At 73.2% G+C, this 17,500-nt stretch carries 13 protein-coding genes; 7 read left to right on the plus strand and 6 right to left on the minus strand.

Going from position 1 to position 17,500, the window contains the following annotated elements:
- Positions 1-60 precede the first annotated feature (60 nt).
- Together NQZ70_RS51595 and dnaK are read right to left on the minus strand one after the other, a co-directional pair.
- Positions 61-2,091 (minus strand): hypothetical protein, encoded by a 2,031-nt coding sequence (locus NQZ70_RS51595; protein WP_129580791.1) that lies wholly within the window; start codon positions 2,089-2,091, stop codon positions 61-63.
- A 266-nt stretch (positions 2,092-2,357) separates the two neighbouring features.
- Entirely contained in the window at positions 2,358-4,274 is a 1,917-nt protein-coding gene (gene dnaK / locus NQZ70_RS51600) for a molecular chaperone DnaK (RefSeq protein ID WP_129580792.1), read from the minus strand.
- A gap of 572 nt (positions 4,275-4,846) precedes the next feature.
- On the opposite strand from dnaK, the gene rpmE reads away from it, so the two are divergent.
- The 5 genes from rpmE (at position 4,847) to NQZ70_RS51625 (ending at position 8,734) form a co-directional block, all read left to right on the plus strand.
- On the plus strand, positions 4,847-5,053 hold the full coding sequence (gene rpmE, locus NQZ70_RS51605) for a 50S ribosomal protein L31 (RefSeq protein ID WP_012241637.1): 207 nt from the start codon (positions 4,847-4,849) through the stop codon (positions 5,051-5,053).
- A 322-nt stretch (positions 5,054-5,375) separates the two neighbouring features.
- Positions 5,376-6,497: a DUF1385 domain-containing protein gene (locus tag NQZ70_RS51610; protein ID WP_129580793.1), complete on the plus strand. Its 1,122-nt coding sequence runs from the start codon at positions 5,376-5,378 to the stop codon at positions 6,495-6,497.
- A 62-nt stretch (positions 6,498-6,559) separates the two neighbouring features.
- Positions 6,560-7,663, plus strand: coding sequence for a peptide chain release factor 1 (gene prfA / locus NQZ70_RS51615; RefSeq protein WP_129580794.1), 1,104 nt, complete (start codon positions 6,560-6,562; stop codon positions 7,661-7,663).
- On the plus strand, positions 7,660-8,223 hold the full coding sequence (locus NQZ70_RS51620) for a hypothetical protein (protein WP_129580795.1): 564 nt from the start codon (positions 7,660-7,662) through the stop codon (positions 8,221-8,223). Before prfA ends, NQZ70_RS51620 begins: the two co-directional genes overlap by 4 nt.
- Positions 8,224-8,395: 172 nt before the next feature.
- The gene (locus NQZ70_RS51625; protein ID WP_129580796.1) at positions 8,396-8,734 is read left to right on the plus strand and encodes a histidine triad nucleotide-binding protein; all 339 of its coding nucleotides are present in this window, start codon (positions 8,396-8,398) and stop codon (positions 8,732-8,734) included.
- Positions 8,735-8,755: 21 nt separating this feature from the next.
- Here the strand turns inward: NQZ70_RS51625 and NQZ70_RS51630 are convergent, their stop codons facing one another.
- From NQZ70_RS51630 to asd, 3 genes are read right to left on the minus strand one after another with little or no spacing between them, the layout of a single operon-like run.
- Complete coding sequence (locus NQZ70_RS51630) at positions 8,756-10,810, minus strand: FAD-binding oxidoreductase (RefSeq protein ID WP_129580797.1); 2,055 nt, start codon at positions 10,808-10,810, stop codon at positions 8,756-8,758.
- 22 nt (positions 10,811-10,832) lie between these two features.
- Positions 10,833-13,139: a methyltransferase domain-containing protein gene (locus NQZ70_RS51635; protein ID WP_129580798.1), complete on the minus strand. Its 2,307-nt coding sequence runs from the start codon at positions 13,137-13,139 to the stop codon at positions 10,833-10,835.
- Positions 13,136-13,861 carry an archaetidylserine decarboxylase gene (gene asd / locus NQZ70_RS51640; RefSeq protein WP_129582082.1) on the minus strand — a complete coding sequence of 242 codons (726 nt, stop codon included), beginning with the start codon at positions 13,859-13,861 and terminating at the stop codon, positions 13,136-13,138. Before asd ends, NQZ70_RS51635 begins: the two co-directional genes overlap by 4 nt.
- A gap of 555 nt (positions 13,862-14,416) precedes the next feature.
- On the opposite strand from asd, the gene NQZ70_RS51645 reads away from it, so the two are divergent.
- The gene (locus tag NQZ70_RS51645; protein WP_129580799.1) at positions 14,417-15,259 is read left to right on the plus strand and encodes an MBL fold metallo-hydrolase; all 843 of its coding nucleotides are present in this window, start codon (positions 14,417-14,419) and stop codon (positions 15,257-15,259) included.
- 32 nt (positions 15,260-15,291) lie between these two features.
- A complete protein-coding gene (locus NQZ70_RS51650) occupies positions 15,292-16,797 on the plus strand; it encodes a sigma-54-dependent Fis family transcriptional regulator (protein ID WP_272827349.1) in 1,506 nt (501 codons plus the stop codon).
- Positions 16,798-16,837: 40 nt separating this feature from the next.
- Here NQZ70_RS51650 and NQZ70_RS51655 read toward each other — a convergent pair whose 3' ends face one another.
- Positions 16,838-17,443: a hypothetical protein gene (locus NQZ70_RS51655; protein WP_129580800.1), complete on the minus strand. Its 606-nt coding sequence runs from the start codon at positions 17,441-17,443 to the stop codon at positions 16,838-16,840.
- Positions 17,444-17,500: the final 57 nt, after the last annotated feature.

The raw sequence follows: 17,500 nt of genomic DNA on the forward strand, positions 1-17,500 counted from the left end.
GGACACGACCGAGCAGGAGCGGCCACGCTGGGCTCCCGCTGTGATAGCGCATCCGCGGGCTTATGGCTTCGTGATGCCGGCCATCTGGAGCCCCGCCGCGAGGAGCGCGCCGATGTCCTCGAGCACGGGCTTCGACACGTTGATGGCGATCTCGGCGCGCGGCGCGGCGCCGCCCTGCTCCTGCGTCGTGATGAACATCAGCCCTTCGCCCTTGTGGGGGAGCTTCGCCAGCGCCTCGCCGAACCGCCGCGCCTCCGGCGGCAGCGCCACCGGCGCCGCGCCGGGGCTGTCCAGGCTCGTGAGGACGCTCTGCACCGTGCGGGTGATGGGGGCGAGCGTCGAGAATCCACCGGAGACGAACTTCCCGGTCTTCAGCTTCTCGAGCCCCGGGCGCGACGCGAGCGTGTCGGTGTCGGGGGCGCCCGCTTTCACCATGGCGAGCCGCCTCAGCAGCTCGCGCTTGTCGTGCCCGAACGCGATCCACGTCGTCTTCTCGTCGCCCATGAGCATGAGGAGGAGGTGCAGCGTCACCGTGACCTTGGGCTTCGGCTTGGCCTTGCCGCCGGGGGCCTGCGCCGCGTCGGCGTCGGGCGACGGCAGCTCGCTCGTGATCTGGATCTCGACGGCGAGCGACGTCTTCCCGAGCTCCTTCGGCGCCTGCACCGTCTTGACCGTCGGCAGGTCCTTCGGATCGACGTCGAGCTCCGGGAGCCGCTTGCGCAGCGCGGGCGTGTTGTAGGCGGTGACGGCGTTCTTCAGGTACTTGATGAGCGCGTCCGGCGCCTCCTCGAAGCCGAACAGGTTCCAGCCGACGAAGCCGCCCATCATGCCGTCGAGGATCTCGTTCGGCGACGGCTTGCCGGTCTTCGCGGCGGCGGGCGGCGCGTCGACGTACCCGTGCGCGGACACGCTGGGCGTCCGGTTGATCGGCAGCGAGAGGACGTCGGCGAGCGCCTTGCGATCGGCGGGCCTGCCGATCTTCTCCTTCTCGAGCCACCCCTCGAGCATCTCGCGCAGCGTCTTCAGGATGCCGGTGTAGTGCGCCGGGTCGTAGCCGTGGTCGAAGAAGGCGCCGTGGCTGTCCTTCGGCACGCGCCAGTAGAGCGCCGGCGCGGGCGCGGCGCGGCTCGCGCCGTCGGCCATCGTCTTCGCGAGCCACGACGACTGGCCCCGCAGCTCCAGGGCCGCCGTGAGGTTCACGCAGGTCTGGTTGTCGACCTTGAGATCGACGACCGCCCTGCCCGCGTCGTTGATCAGCGCCTCGAGCTCCGCCTGGACGGCGGTCGTCGCGTCGGTGAGCGCCCGGTCGAACTGGGGCTGCCCGATCGAGAGCTGGCTCTGCGCGAGGATCGGGAGCCCGCCGAGCTGCTGCTTGGCCATGTCGCCGTACTTCGTGCTGAGCGGGACGAAGCGGACCTCGCCGTGGAGGTCGCGCGCCTCGGGCGCGAGCGTCGGCAGCGTGCGCGCGAGGTACGGCCCGAGCGTCGTCACGTCCCGGTCTCGATCGCCGCAGAGGAGCCGCGCCGGCGTCGAGCCCGCGGACGCGGCGAGGAAGCAGCTCGACGACGCGCGCTCCTTGCCGCCGATCTTCCACATCCCCGGCTTCACCTCGGTCAGGGTGGCGCCGGCCTCGAGCGCGCCCCTGGCCCGCTCCAGCGACGTGAGGCCGAGCGACACGGCCGCGACCGGGTTGCCCCGCTTCGAGCTGTCGTCGAGCGCGACGACGAGGTGGACCGGCGCGTCGAGCGCGACCACCGCGGCGAGCTGGTTCGCGTCGATCGAGGGGCTCACGAGCTCGCTCAGGACGCCCGCGGAGAGCCCCTGCGCGCCGGCCTCGGCGAGCGCCGGCGGCAGCCCGGCGCAGGCGGCGACGCCCGACAGCGTGGCCGCCGGGTTGCTCCAGCGGAGCACGCCCACGATGTCGGCGGGCTCGGCGACCGGGGAGAGATCGAACGCGGGGCTTGCGGGCTGGGAGGGCCCGGCCTTGACCTCGCCTTGTGCTCCTGTCGGCGCGGCAGGCGTGGGGGCCGGCCCGCAGGCGACGGGACCGGCCATCAGGACCAGGGTGGCGAGCGGCAGGAGAGTTCGCATGAGCGCCGGTTATACGGCCCCCGGACATCCGAGTCGACGCCCAAGGAGCGCGCGGCGAGGGGAGATGGCGGTCCGCGCCGCCTCGGAGCGTGAGGCGCGGCCGCAAATGCAAACGAGCGCGGACGAAGCCGCGCTCGTTGCTCGTTCATCGTTGTGCCAATCGCGCCGGTACCATCGGGTACGTCGGTCGCGCGGGTCGCATCGGTCGCGTCGGTTGCGCCGGTTGCGCCGGCTTCACCGGTCGAGGACCGCTCACCCCGCGTCGGTCAGTTCGACTCCTCGAACTCCGCGTCGATGACCGAGTCCTTCCCCTTGCCGCCGGCGGGGGGCGGCGGCTGGCCGCCCGCGGCGCCGGGCGCGGCGCCCCCGCCGTCCTGCGGCGGGCCGGCCTTCTCGTACATGACGCTCGCGATGCGGTGCGCCTCCTTCTCGAGCCGCTCCAGCGCCGCGGTCACGGCCGCGTCGTCCTGCTTCTCGATGGCCGACCGGCTCTCGGCGATGATCCCGTTCAGCGCCGAGACGTCGCTCTCCGGCAGCTTCTCCTTGTTCTCGCTGATCGTCTTCTCCAGCGTGTAGCAGAGGTTGTCGAGCTTGTTGCGCCGCTCGATCTCCTCGCGGCGCCGCTTGTCCTCGGCCTCGTGCGTCGCCGCCTCGCTGACCATCCGGTTGATCTCGTCCTCCTTCAGGCCGCCCGACGCCGTGATCGTGATCCGCTGATCCTTGCCGGTGGCGGTGTCCTTGGCGTGCACCGACAGGATGCCGTTCGCGTCGATGTCGAAGGTCACCTCGATCTTCGGCACGCCGCGGGGCGCCGGCATGATGCCTTCCAGGTGGAAGCGGCCCAGGGTCCGGTTGTAGCGGGCCTCGGTGCGCTCGCCCTGGAGGACGTGGACCTCGACGCTCGGCTGGCTGTCGGTCGCGGTCGAGAAGATCTCCTTCTTCTGCGTCGGGATCGTCGTGTTCCTCGCGATCATCACCGTCATCACGCCGCCGAGCGTCTCGACGCCGAGCGAGAGCGGGGTGACGTCGAGCAGCACGAGGTCCTTCACGTCGCCCGAGAGCACGCCCGCCTGCACCGCGGCGCCGACGGCCACGACCTCGTCCGGGTTCACGCCCTTGTGCGGCTCCTTGCCGAAGAACTTCTTGACCGTCTCCTGGACCAGCGGGATGCGCGTCGAGCCGCCGACCAGGACGATCTCGTCGATCTGCTGCGGCGTCTTCTTCGCGTCCGCGAGCGCCTTGCGGGTCGGCTCGAGCGTCCGCTCGATGAGCGGCCGGATCATCTGCTCGAGCTTCGCCCGGGTGAGCTGCTTCTGGAGGTGCTTCGGCCCCGAGGCGTCCGCGGTGAGGAACGGCAGGTTGATCGTCGTCTCCTGCACGTTCGACAGCTCGATCTTCGCCTGCTCCGCGGCGTCCTTGAGCCGCTGCACGACCATCTTGTCGTTCGAGACGTCGATGCCCGTGTCCTTCTTGAACTCGGCCGCGAGCCAGTCCATGACGAGGTGGTCGACGTCGTCGCCGCCGAGGTGGGTGTCGCCGTTGGTCGAGATGACCTGCACGACGTTGTCGCCGACCTCGAGGATCGAGATGTCGAAGGTGCCGCCGCCGAAGTCGTAGACGGCGATGACCTGCTCGTTCTTCTTGTCGAGCCCGTACGCGAGCGCGGCCGCCGTGGGCTCGTTGACGATGCGCTTCACCTCGAGACCGGCGATGCGGCCGGCGTCCTTGGTGGCCTGCCGCTGCGCGTCGTTGAAGTACGCGGGCACGGTGATGACGGCCTCGGTCACCTTCTCGCCGAGGTAGTCCTCCGCGGCCTTCTTCAGCTTCTGCAGGACCTTCGCCGAGACCTCGGGGGGCGACAGCTGCTTGCCGCGCACCTCGATCGAGGCGTCGCCGTTCTTGCCCTTGCTGACCTTGTACGGGACGCGCTTCGTCTCGTCCTGCACCTCCTCGGCGCGGCGCCCCATGAAGCGCTTGGCCGAGTAGATGGTGTTGGTGGGGTTCGTGACCGCCTGGCGCTTGGCGATCTGCCCGACGAGCACCTCGCCCTTGTCGTCCCAGGCCACGACGGACGGCGTGAGGCGCGAGCCCTCCTCATTCACGATGACCTTGGGCTCCTTGCCCTCCATCACCGCGACGACGCTGTTGGTCGTGCCGAGATCGATGCCGATGATCTTGCCCATGACGTTGAACCCTCCGAGAAATGTTTGCGCGACGGCTTGGTCGCCGCCGGGGGGGCGAGAAGACCCGACCGGCCAGCAGGGCCCGGCTGACAGCTGCCGCGAGCCCCTGCTCCAGAGCCGTCAAAAACCGCTGGGAATTCGGATACTTTCGCCGGATTTCGCGAGCTCGCTGGCTCGCGACCGCGAAACTAACCATGTGCATCCGAGCGTCAACGCCGCCCCTAGCAATTGCCGTGCGCGGGGGCCAGCCGGGCCGGACGCTTGACGGGAGCGCCCTCGGGCCGCAGGTAGAACGTCCGCGCTCCGCGCCGTCGAGCGCCTCGAACCGACGCCCCGGTCCGAGGTGCCGCGTCGATGCGGAGCGGCGGGCTCCGCCGGCCACGCCAGGATCCCTCCGGCCGCTCGACCTCCTCACGCAACCCGCGCTGCAACCCGCGCCGAACGCCCGTCCGGCAGACTCCGGCGGGAGCAGGCGGGGAGCAGGGAGACACGCGGCGCGCTGGAGGGCTTCTTGCGGTCCGAGACGCCCTGAGCTATAGGCGCCCTCCCTCGCAACACCCGAAGGACTCACCATGAAGCCCGGCATCCACCCCGAGTACAAGGCCTCCACGATCACCTGCGCGTGCGGCGCCGTCGTCGAGACCCGCTCCACCCGCGGCAGCTTCACGACCGACGTGTGCTCCGCCTGCCACCCGTTCTACACGGGCAAGCACAAGATCATGGACGTCGCCGGCCGCGTCGACCGCTTCCGCAAGAAGTACGCGACCGCTGGCAAGTAGGCGGGCGGCTCGCCCCCTCCTCGACATCCCTTCTTTACTGACGCACCCGTCACGCCGCCCCCGCCCGGGGCGTGGCGTAGGCCCGCGCTCGTCCCGAGCGCGCTGCCCGGCCCGTGCAGCCGACCCGCGCCGCGCGACCGGCCGAGACGTCGTCTCGCGCGCGCCAGACGACGACGGACGACGGACGAGGTCGCCCATCCATCTTCGCGGCGCTGATCGGCCAGGCCGATGCGAAAGCCGCGTGATGCGCTAGATTGGAACGCGTATGAGCGATCAGCCTGCACGTCCGTATATCGGCGGCCAAGCGGTGATTGAAGGGGTCATGATGCGATCGCCGAGCTCGGTCGCGATCGTCTGCCGGCGCCGCTCGGGGGAGCTCGTGGTGCGCGAGCAGCCGATGACCGCGGTCTCGAAGGGGCCGCGCACGTGGCCGTTCGTGCGGGGGGTCGCGACGCTCGTGGAGTCGCTGCGCCTCGGGTCCCAGGCGCTCCGCTGGTCCGCGGATCTCTACGAGCAGGATCTGGCGGCCGAAGAGGCGGCCTCGGCCAAGGGGCCGGCCTCCAGGCGCTCGAGCGCCGGCCCCGCGAGCGGAGCGAGCCTCACCTCCCTGGCGCTCAGCATGGCCGCGATCGCGACGCAGGACGGCGAGCCCGCGCAGGTCGCGGGCGCCCCGGCGCCCGGCGGCACCGGCGCAGACGGAAAGAAGAAGGGCGGGGGGATGGGCATCATCCCGATCCTCTTCGCGGTCCTGCTCTTCGTGGCGGCGCCTCAGGCCGGCGCCGAGCTGGTCAACAAGGTCTTCGGCCTCGGGCTGGAGGTCACGTCGCCGGGGTTCCAGGCGATCACCGGCGTGGCGAAGCTCGCCATCGTCGTCGCCTACCTCCTCCTGATCCGCCAGATCTCCGAGGTCCGGCGCGTTTTCCAGTACCACGGGGCGGAGCACAAGGCGATCTCCACCTACGAGGCGCGCGAGCCGCTCGAGGTCGAGAACGCGCGCCGCAAGACGGCCATGCACCCCCGCTGTGGGACGACGTTCCTGGTGATGGTGGCGCTCGTGTCGATCGTGGTGTTCTCGGTGGCCGGGGCGTCCCTCGGGGCGTTCCTGCCCAAGCTGCCCGGCGGCCGGCTCGTCGAGAGCGTCGGCTTCTTCTTGATGAAGCTGCCGTTCCTCCCGCTGATCGCCGCGGTGACCTTCGAGATCCAGCGGCTCTTCGCGCGCTATTGCACCACCGGCCCGCTCCGCGTGCTCCTCTGGCCGGGGTTCCTGGTCCAGAAGATCACGACGGCGGAGCCGGAGGACGCGCAGCTCGAGATCGCCCTCGCGTCGCTCCGCGCGACGCTCTGGCGGGAGGAGTCGGTGACCGCGCCGGTCCAGCCCGATCGGGTGTTCGCCGACTACTCCAAGGTGCTGGCCGACCCCGGCTACGCTGGCGCCCACGGCTAGCGCGCGCCGGCGCCGCCGCACGCCGCCGCCGTCCAACTCTCCGCGTCGCCTTCGGATTCCAGATGCTACCTATCGCGAAACTCGAGGCGGTCCAGCGCCGCTTTCAGGAACTCGAGCACCTCATGTGCAGCCCGGCGGTGCTCTCCTCCCCGGCCGAGCTCCAGCGGCTCAACCGCGAGCGGACCGAGATCGAGCCGGTGGTCGTCGCCTTCGCGCGGCTGCGGGACGTCGAGCGGCGCATCGCCGAGGACCGCGAGGCGCTGAACGATCCCGACCTGTCCGAGCTCGCCCAGGCGGAGCTGCCCGAGCTCGAGACGGAGCGGGAGCGGCTCGCCGGCGAGCTCGAGCTGCTCCTCCTGCCGAAGGACCCGAACGACGCGCGCAACACCGTGATCGAGATCCGGAGCGGCGAGGGCGGCGAGGAGGCGGCGCTCTTCGCCGCCGACCTCTTCCGCATGCTCTGCCGCTACGCGGAGACGAAGCGGTGGAAGGTCGAGGTGCTCAACCTGAGCGAGGCCTCGGCCGGCGGCTACAAGGAGGTCGCGGCGCTGATCTCGGGGCAGGACGTCTACTCCCACCTCCGCTACGAGGGCGGCGTGCACCGCGTGCAGCGGGTCCCCACGACGGAGACGCAGGGGCGGATCCACACCTCGACCGCGACGGTCGCCGTCCTGCCCGAGGCGGACGAGGTCGACGTGCACATCGACGAGAAGGACCTGGAGATCTCGATCGCCGCATCGGGCGGCCCCGGCGGGCAGGGCGTCAACACGACGAACAGCGCCGTGCAGATCAAGCACCTGCCGACGGGCATGATCGTGAAGTGCCAGGACGAGCGCTCCCAGCTGAAGAACAAGGCGAAGGCGATGAAGGTGCTCCGGAGCCGGCTGCTCGAGCTCGAGCAGCGCCGGCAGGAGGAGGCCCAGAGCGCGGAGCGGAGGACCATGGTCGGCACGGGGGAGCGCGCGCAGAAGGTGCGGACCTACAACTTCCCGCAGAACCGCGTGACGGATCACCGGATCGGCCTCACGCTGCACAAGCTCGACAAGATCGTCGAGGGGGATCTCGACGAGCTCATCGGCGCGCTGCGCACGCACCGCCAGGCGGAGCTCCTGCGGCGCGGCGGGCTCTCGGGGCCCGCGGGCGGCGCGGTGGAGCCCGCGACGTGAGGGGGACGCCGCCCATCGACCTGGAGGCGCTGTTCGTCGCGCTCGTGCTGGCGCCGTCCACGTTCTCGCGGAACCGGTTCTACTCGCTCTATGCCGATCCCGAGGCGCGCCGGGTGCGGCGGCGGGCGGCGCTGCTCAGGAGCATCGTGCGGCAGCTGGTCGGCGGCGCGGGCCGCGCCGGGCTCGCGCCCGCGGCGAGCGGCGGCGCGCTCCTCACCTACGACGTGCCGTCGCTCGGGCTGAAGCGCACCGCCGCGCTCGACGACCTCGAGCTCGCCGTGCTCCGCATCGCGGTCGCGCGCGGGACGGTCCCCCGCGTCGTGCAGCAGGACGGCGGGGGCGTTGCGCCGAGCCCGCCGTCGGGCGCTGCGCTGCCCGACGACCTGCTCCCGGAGCCGGGGGACACCTCGCGGATCGAGCGCGCGCTCGCCCGGCTGCTGCCCAGGGAAGGGCAGGGCGGCGCGCTGGAGGCCGCTGGCCAGGGAGAGCCGGGGGAGCCGGACCCGGCGACCAGGGCGCTGCCCCGCGACCGGGAGCGGCGCGATACGCAGGCGCCCTAGCGCTGCCTGAGTCGCCCGCCGGCCGCCGGGCCAGGGATGGGGCGGACGCCACGCGGGCGCGGCGGCCCCGAGCAGACCGCCTCGCGCCGCGCGCGTTCCGCCGCGAGGCGGCGGACCGAAATCCTGATAGGGGTTCATGACGCGCGGTACGACGCGGTACTAGGAGGCGACCATGTGCATCTTCTGCAAGATCGCGAACAAGGAGATCCCGTCGAAGGTCGTGCTCGAGGACGAGCACGTCATCGCCTTCCACGACGTGAACCCGCAGGCGCCCACGCACGTGCTCGTCATCCCGAAGCGCCACATCGCGGGGATCGCCCAGGCCACGCCGGAGGACGAGGCCGCCCTCGGGCGGCTGCTGCTCGCCGCGCGGCAGGTCGCGGAGAAGACCGGCATCGCGGAGGGCGGCTTCAGGACCGTCGTGAACAGCGGCGCGAACGCCGGCCAGACGGTCTTCCACCTCCACGTCCATGTCATCGGCGGCCGGCCCATGGCCTGGCCCCCCGGCTGAGCCGGCCAGCGCCGGCTCCGCTCAGCGGACGTCGCGGGCGGCGCTCACCACGGCGTCGAGCCACGCCGCCTCGGCCTCGCCGAGCGGTGGCTGTCGCGGCAGCGAGGTCGGCAGCGCGCGCGGCCGCGACGCGCCGTGGGCGCGCAGGTGCACGGACGTGACGGCGCCGACGCGCCCGCCCACGCCGAGGAACAGCGCGAAGAGATCCGGGCCGACGGCGCGCCGCGGGGCGGGGCGCACCGCGAGCTCGGCGCCCGACGCGAGCCGCGCGGTGAAGCCGGCGACGAGGTGATCGACCGGATCGCTCCACGGATCCGGCGCGCCCGGGGCGCCCGCCGCGAGCCACGCGTCGAGCGTGAGCTCGCGCGAGGCCGCGCCGAAGTCGACCGCCAGCGTGAGGCCGCGCTGCTCGAGCGCGCGCTCGACCTCGCCGAGGCGAGCTTCGCCGGCGGCGTGCACGAGCAGCGAGTCGAGGTCGATCACGGGCGACGCGGGCGGCGGCGGCAGCGGGCGGCGCGCGGCGCGGGCGGCGTCGCGCGGGAGCAGGTTGCCCGGGTTCATGATGCCGGCGGGGTCGAAGACGCCCCGGAGCGCATGGACGACGTCGGCGCCGAGGCCGAGCTCGGCGCCGAGCCGCGGCGCCTTGCTGCGGCCGACGCCGTGGTGGTGCGAGAGCGTGCCGCCGGCGTCGATCGCGGCGTCGAGGGCCGCCCGCCAGGCCGCGTCGTACTTCGCCTCGGCCGCCGCCACGGTCGGCGCGCTGCCCGCGAAGGTGAAGTAGATGCTGCAGCCGTCCGGGTAGGCGTGGGACAGGTGGGCCATCACGAAGACGTGGCGCCCGAGCGCCCCGCGCACCGCGCGGTAGAGCGCGTCGAGGCGCGACCAGGGCGCGGCGACCTCCATCGTGTCGCTGAACGCGCCGGCCATGAAGACGGGCGCCTGGCGGTAGCTCACGCTGTAGCGGTGCGCGAGCCAGTGGCGCGCCGGCTCCTCGCCGAGCGGTTTGGCCCCGGCGCGCCCGGCGATCGCCGCGGCGCGGGCGAGATCCTCGGCGCTCGCGCGCGCCGTGCCCTCGAAGATGAGGATGAGCGTCGCGCCGCGGAGCACGCGCGACCCGACGGCGTCCACGGCCTGGTTGAGGAGCCCCGGCGCGCGCAGCAGGCCGCGCAGCACGGCGGCGCCGGCGCCCGGGCCCCGCGCGCCGCGCGCCGGCGCGGCCGGCCCCTCGGTCGGCTCGTCGCCCGCGCCGGCGTGGCCGTGCTGCCGGCGCACCGCGCCGAGCCGGGCCATGAAGGAGTCGAACGGGTCGTAGAGCCGCGAGACCGCCGGGCGAAGGCCGGCCTGGAACATCTCGCGCATCGCGTTCCACCCGGCCTCCAGCGTGGGGAAGGAGAAGGCGGCGAACGCGCGCGCCGGCGGGGCGGGGTGCAGCCGGAGCGTCGCGGCGGTGACCACGCCGAGCACGCCCTCGCTGCCGATGAGGAGCGGCGTCAGATCCGGGCCGCGCGCGCGCCGATCGAAGCGGACGACCTCGCCGCGGCCGACGACGCACTCGAGCGACGCGACCATGTCCTCGATCTTGCCGTAGAGCCCCGAGCACTGGCCGGCGCTGCGCGCCGCGACCCAGCCGCCCACCGTCGAGCAGAGGATCGACGACGGGAAATGGCCGAGCGTGAAGCCCTCGGCGTTGAGCTCCTCCTCGAAGCGGATGCCGAGGGCGCCGGCCTCGATCTCGACCGAGGGGGCCTGGCGATCGAGCGAGCGGCGGCGGGAGAGCCGCTTCAGGTCGAGCACGACCGTGCGGTCGTCCGGCAGGACGCCGCCGCACACGCCCGAGCCCGCGCCGTACGGCACGAGCGGGAGCCCCTCGTCCGCGCAGAAGCGGACCACCCGGGCGACCTCCTCGGTGGACGCCGGCCAGAGGATCATCCCGGGCCGGTGCTCGGCGATGCGGCCCTCCGTCACGGCGAGGTGGTGCCGCGGCCAGAGATCGCGGGCGTAGGCGATCTGATCGACGGGGGAGGCGCTGGCCGGGATCCCCGGCAGCGCGCGCGAGATCGCGGCCTCGAAGCGCATGCGTCAGGAGCCCCCTAGCGCGTCAGCTGCGCTCGGCAAGGATGATGAGCCGCGGCGACTCCGAGCCGAAGAAGACGCCCGGGTGCGCGGGGTGGCCGGTCACCTCGGTGACCTTGAAGCCGGCCTCGTGGAGCATCTTGCCGAGCTCGTGCAGGCCGTAGAGGCGGATCGAGTAGTCGATCTCGCGCGAGCGGCCGTCCTCGAACATGACCGTGCGCTTCACCTTGAGCCGGCTCGTGAAGAAGTCGACCTGCATCTCATCCATGCAGACGCAGCCGTCGCCCTCGAACCAGACGAGGCTCGGCTGGCGCGACGCCACGTAGTCGCGGTTCACGATGTCGAGCAGGAGCATGCCGCCCGCGCGGAGGGCGCGGCGGATGCGGGCGAGGACGTCCGCGTTCTTCTCGTCGTCGAAGTAGCCGAAGCTCGTCGACCAGCAGTAGACGCCGTCGAAGGTCTCCTCGAACGTCATCTCGCGCATGTCGCCCTGGAGGAAGTTCAGCTTCTGGCCGCGGTCCTGCGCGTCGTCGGCGGCGCGGGCCAGCATGGCCAGCGACAGGTCGAAGCCGACCACGCTGTAGCCGCGGCTCGCGATCTCGATCGCGTGGCCGCCCGCGCCGCACGCGAGATCGAGGATCACGGCGCCCTTCTCGACGCCGAGCCGCTCCTCGATGAAGTCGACCTCGCGGCGAACCACCTTGCTGTCGATCTTGTCGAGCGTGCGCAGGAAGTCGTCGCCGAAGAGCTCCTCCCACCACGGGCGCTTGCGGCGCGCGGCGGGCTCGGTCGACGGGCCGGAGTTCGGCTCGAAATCGAGCGGCTTGGCCGCGGGCGACGCGGGGGGCGCGGAGATGCGCGCCGAGGGATCGCCGTGCGGCGGCGGCACGGACACGGGCGGCGGGGGCGCCGACGTGAACGTCGCGAGATCCGGCGAGGCGAGCGCCTGCGCGCGCGGGCGCCGCGGCGGCGGCGGGGGCGGCGGCGGCTTCTTGGGATGCGCCGCCTGCGCGTCGGCGCGGGCGGCCAGGCCTTCTTCGGTCAGCTCGGCGTCGCGCTCGGGCTCGACCTCCTCCAGCTCGACCTCGCTGCTCTTCGGCGGCAGGGTGATGCGCGTCGGGTCGACCTGTTGTTGCTCGCCTCCGCCCGCCACGGGCGGGGCGCTCGTCGCGTCGGCCCTGGCCTCGTCGGTCAGCTCGGGCTCGGGCTCGACCTCCGTGAGCTCTTCCGGGCTCGACCCGGGTCGCCAGTCGAGCGGGCGCGCCTCGATCTCCGGCGCCGAGGCCTGCGGCCGCCGGGGCTCGGGCTGGAGGGCGTCGAAGGCGGCGTCGCGCGCCGTCGGCGGGCCCTCCGAAGGGCCCTCCTGGTACGGGTCGAGGCCCAGCGCGGTGTGGCGCGAGTCCGGCCCGATCCGGAACTGGAGCGGCGGCCACTCGTGCTCGGTTGGGTCGGTCAGCAGCGGCGGCCTGGCGGGCTCGGGCTGCGGCTCGGCCTGCGAGGTGACCGGCGGCAGGTTCGACTCGATGCTGAGGATCTGGAGCGGCCGGATCACCGCGACCGAGTCCGGGTCGATGATCAGCCCCGGCGTCGGCATCGGCGGAACGCTCGAGGACTTCGGCGACGGCCGCGGGACCGCCCGCGGCGCGACAAGCTCCGCCAGGTTCGGCGGCGGCGCCGGCTTGCTGGCGGTCTTGGGCACCTCGATCGGCGGCTCGCTGGGAGGCCTCGCGCCGGCGGTCAACCATCCGTCGTCTTCCGCCTCATCGAGCCCCAGCGAGCGCGGCGTCGCCGTGTCCGCTTGCGCGGCGCCCGAGTCGTGCGAGGCGCCCGGATCGTCGCCCTGCTGCGCCGCGTCTCCGGGCACGTTCACGAGCCGCCGCGAGCGGCGACGCGCGGTCTTCGCGCCGTCGCCGCGCTCTGCCTCCGTGGCCCGCTCGACCTCCGCGGCCAGCGATTGCCAGGCCCGCCTCGAGGTGGGTGTGGCTGGCAAAGGGGTGCCGTGCCGCGAGCGCTCCGTCGGCGGCCCGGCGATGCGCGGATCGAGATCGAGATCCGGGATCTCCGAGAGCGGCCGGCCGGAGCTCCCGTCGGCCATGCCCGGGATGACGTCGAGGCGCGGCAGCGGCGTGGTCGTCGCGAGCTGCGGGCGCACGCTGGGCGTGCGCTCGGGCCGCGGGGCGACGGACGAGCGCGCGGGGAGCGAGCCCTCTCCCTGCGGCGCGAGCGCGGCCGCGTTCCCTGCCTCGCCCGGCGGGGGCGCGCCGGGTTCTCCGGAGGCGCCGCCTTCCTGGGCGGCCTGGGCCAGGGGGTTGCGCGGCCGCTCGCTCGTCATTGCTTGCCCCCTCCGTCCAGCGGCTCACCGTAGAGGACCGGCCCCGGAGCCCTGCTCCAGGGGGGCGACACCCCGCGCTCCACGAACAGGACCGCGGTGGAGCCGAGGTGGAACTTGCCGATCTCCTCGCCGCACGCGACCGGGAGGGCCGGCGAGATCGGGTGCTCGCCGAGCGGCACGTCGCGCGCGTCGACGGCGCTCACCGTGATCCGTCCGACGATCATCGCGCCCACCATCACGACCGTCACGCGCCCCTGGCGCTCGGTGTCGATCACGATCGCGACGCGCCGGTTGCGCGCGAACAGGCCCGGGATGTGGCGCTCGCCGATCGCGTTCACCGGGAACAGCTCCCCCGGCATCGAGCGGATGAGGCTCACCTGGCCGGCGACGGGCGAGTGGACCCGGTGGTAGTCGCGGGGGGAGAGGTAGACGACCGCGAACTGCCCGCCGTCGTAGCGCGACGCCTCCGCGGGATCGCCCACGAGGTCCTCCACGCGGTAAGGCTGCCCCTTGATGAGCAGGCGCCCGCCCTCGGTCACGGGGCCGATCGCCTCGATCCGGCCGTCGGCGGGGCTGGTGATGGCTCCGGGATCGGAGCAGACAGGGCGCATCCCCTCGCGGAGCTTGCGCGTGAAGAACGCGTCGAAGCTCTCGTAAGGGCTCGTCAGCACCTCGGCGGCGTCCATGTCGACGCGGTACGCGCGCGCGTAGAGCTTGACCACCGCGTTCAAGACGGCGGCGGGTGCCCTGGCGTCGCAGAGGCGGCCAACGGCCCGGGTAATGCGCTCTCGCGGAAGCACCCGCAACAGCTGTGCGGCGGCGTAGGTGGCAACGGTCATTGTGCGGAGCGGCGGTAGCAATGCGGGAAAGAGAGCGGTGCAGGAATGCTAGGCCTCGGGACGGACCTCGGTCAACGCTCGGGTCAGGCGAACCTTTCCGCGCCGGCGCGGTCCCCCCATCCAGCGAAGGAGCTCAGCCTTGACGCGACGCGCGACGCTCAGCGCGATCCGTGGCGCGACCCAAGGCCCGTCCCCCGCGCTCCACGTTTCTCCACGTCGTCGCGAGGGCGTCAACCGCGAAGCGCCGCCCCACGCAAATGGCGGCGCGAGCGCCGGCAGGCCGCGCCGGCCGCGCGCTCCATTCTGAAGCGCCGATCCGGACCCGGCGCTGCAACTTCGATCGGCCCGGCCGGGGGCAGCAGAAAAGCGGAGCGATTTCAAGTCCCTGCGCCCTGGCACGCCGCTCGCTGAAGGGAGCCCAGGAGGCACGCGACGACGATGGAGATCAGGTTCTGGGGGGTTCGCGGGAGCATCGCTTCGCCTGGGCCGGAGACGGCGGCGGTGGGCGGAAACACCAGCTGCGTGGCGGTCCGCTGCGGATCGACGCAGATCATCCTCGACGCCGGGACGGGCGTTCGCAAGCTCGGAGATGCCCTGCTCCGGGAAGGGCCGGTGGAGGCCACGGTGCTGCTCTCCCACCTGCACTGGGACCACATCCAGGGCCTGCCGTTCTTCGTGCCGGCGTACCTGCCGAGCTCGGCGCTGTCGATCGTGGGCAGCGCATACGGGGTCGGGACGCTTCGCGAGGCGCTCTCGACGCAGATGGCGGCGCCGAGCTTCCCGGTCCGGCTGGACGAGCTGGGCGCCCAGATCGCCCTGCGCGAGGCGCGGCCGGGCGAGGCGTTCGACGTGGGCGAGGTCCGCGTGCGCACCGCCAAGCTCAACCACCCGGGCGGCGTGCTCGCCTACCGCCTCGAGCACGCGGGGAAGAGCGTCGTCTACGCGACCGACACCGAGCACTACGCCTGCGTCGATCCGGCGCTGCGCGCGCTCGCGGACGGCGCCGACGTGCTCATCTACGACGCGCAGTACACCCCGGAGGAGTACCGCGGCGACGCCGGGCGATCGAGGGTCGGATGGGGGCACTCGACGTACATCGCGGGCGCCGAGATCGCGCGGGCGTGCGGCGCGCGTCAGCTCGTACTCTTCCACCACGACCCGCAGCGGACGGACGCCGGCGTCGCCGAGATCGAGCGCCTCGCGCGCGAGCTCTTCCCTGCCTCGGTCGCCGCGCGCGAGGGGCTCTGCATCGACGTCGAGGCCGTCGCGCGGGCCGCGTGATGACGCGGGTGACGACAAGGGCGGCGGCCTCTATGCTGGATCCTGCTCCGTTATCCATGTCGCGCCTCTCGCTGCTCGTCGATCTCGCCTCCCTCCTCGCCCGGGAGGTCGACTTCGACGCCCTCCTCGGCACGGCGTGCGAGCGGCTCGCGAGGGCGCTCCGCGCCGACCGCGCCACCATTTGGCTCGTCGACGCGGAGCGCGGCGATCTCGTGACGCGCGTCGCCGTCCTGCCCGAGCTCCCCGCGCTCAGGCAGCCGCTCGAGCGCGGCATCGCGGGGCACGTCGCCAGGACCGGCGAGGTCGTGCGCGTCGACGACGCGGCGCGCGATCCGCGCTTCGATCCGTCGGCCGATCGGGCGACGGGCTACACGACGCGCTCGATGCTCGTCGCGCCGATCCGCGAGGACGCCGCCGCGCCGATCCGCGGCGTCGTCCAGCTGCTGAACCGCGCGGAGGCGCCCTTCGACGAGGAGGACGAGCGCTACCTCGTCGCGCTCGCGACGCAGCTCGCGCGCGCGCTCCTCCTGACGACGCTCCGCGCGGCCGAGGGCGGCGGTCCGGGGGTCGTGCTGCAGGGGCCGTTCAACCGGATCGTCGGCCGCAGCGAGCGGCTGGCCGCCGTGTACGAGAAGGTCCAGCTCGCGGCGCAGACCGACGCGACCGTGCTCCTGCGCGGGGAGACCGGCACCGGCAAGAGCCTGTTCGCGCGGGCGATCCACGTCAACTCGCGGCGCCAGACGCGGCCCTTCGTCACGGTCGACTGCACGACGCTGCCGGCGCAGCTCGTCGAGAGCGAGCTCTTCGGCCACGAGCGCGGGGCGTTCACCGGCGCGGACCGGCGCGTGCCGGGCAAGGTCGAGCTCGCGGAGGGCGGCACGCTGTTCCTGGACGAGCTCGGGGATCTGCCGCTCGACATCCAGGGCAAGCTCCTGCGCTTCCTGCAGGATCGCTCCTTCGAGCGCGTCGGCGGTCGGCAGACGCTCCGCGCCGACGTGCGCGTCGTGTGCGCCACGCACTGCGACCTCGAGCGCGCGGTCGCCGAGGGCCGCTTCCGCAAGGATCTCTACTACCGCGCGCGCGTCGTCGAGATCGACCTGCCGGCCCTGCGCGAGCGCGGCCCCGAGGACGTCGAGACGCTGGCCCGCCACTTCGCGGACGTCTACGCGACGCGGTACGGCAGGCCCGCGCCGCGCTTCGATCCGGACGCGCTCCGCCACATCCGCGCCCACACCTGGCCGGGCAACGTGCGCGAGCTCGAGCACTGGGTCGAGAGCGCGATCGCCCTCGCCCCGGACGGCCGCATCTCCGCCGGGCACCTGCCGGCGCGCCGGCGCGGGGGGGCCCCGCCGCAGGCCGCCGCGGGGCCCGAGGGCGACGATCAGGTCGCGCTGCCGCTCGGCCTCACCCTCGACGAGGTGACGCGGCGCTACGTCGAGGCGATGGTCCGCGCGTGCGAGGGGAACAAGACGGAAGCGGCGAAGCGGCTCGGCGTCGGCAGGAACACCCTGGCGCGCGCGCTCCGCACGAAGAGCTGAGGCGGCGGCGCGGGCGCCTCGGCGCGCCGGGAGGCGTGCGTCACTCCGGGTTCAGGCGGAACGAGAGGCCGACGCCGATGATCCCCGCGACGTAGGACGCCCGCCACCGCTCGACGGAGTCGACCCTCACATGAGGGCGCTCCAGGACGGTGTGCAGCTCGAGGAAGCTGCGCAGCTCGAGGTGGCGAACGAGGCGCCACGCGGCGCCCCCGCGCAGGCCGGAGGTGACCATCCAGGAGAGCTTGCCGTCGTCCGTCGACTTCAGGTCCCCCTCGACGTCCGCGGCGACGACCCCGGTCTGAAAGGAAGCGCACACGAAGACGGCCTCGTCGTGCCTGCAGATCGACATGAGCCCGAGGCCGGCGGTGCTCTCCGGCCCCAGGATCGAGGCGGCGTTCGGGTCGCGGCCCAGCGCCCGGAGCACGCGCGCCTCGACCGACAGGGACGCGTCGAGCCAGCGGAGGGTGACCTCCAGCGAGGGGCCCAAGCTCGCCGCAGGCAGCAAGCCGAACGCCAGCACGGACGACGCGCCGAGCTCGACGACCCTGCGCGGAGCCGAGGAGGGCGGCGTGTCGTCGGCGTGCGACCGAGCCGGCAAGGCGAGGCTCAGCGCGACGACGAGGGCGATGCGATCCAGGTTCGGCACCGCGCGACCGTAGGAGCGCGCTCCAGCGCGACGGAAGCGCGGAGCGCGCGCGCTCGC

The organism is Sorangium sp. So ce836 (genome assembly GCF_028553905.1).
GTDB classification, from domain to species: domain Bacteria; phylum Myxococcota_A; class Polyangia; order Polyangiales; family Polyangiaceae; genus Sorangium; species Sorangium cellulosum_D.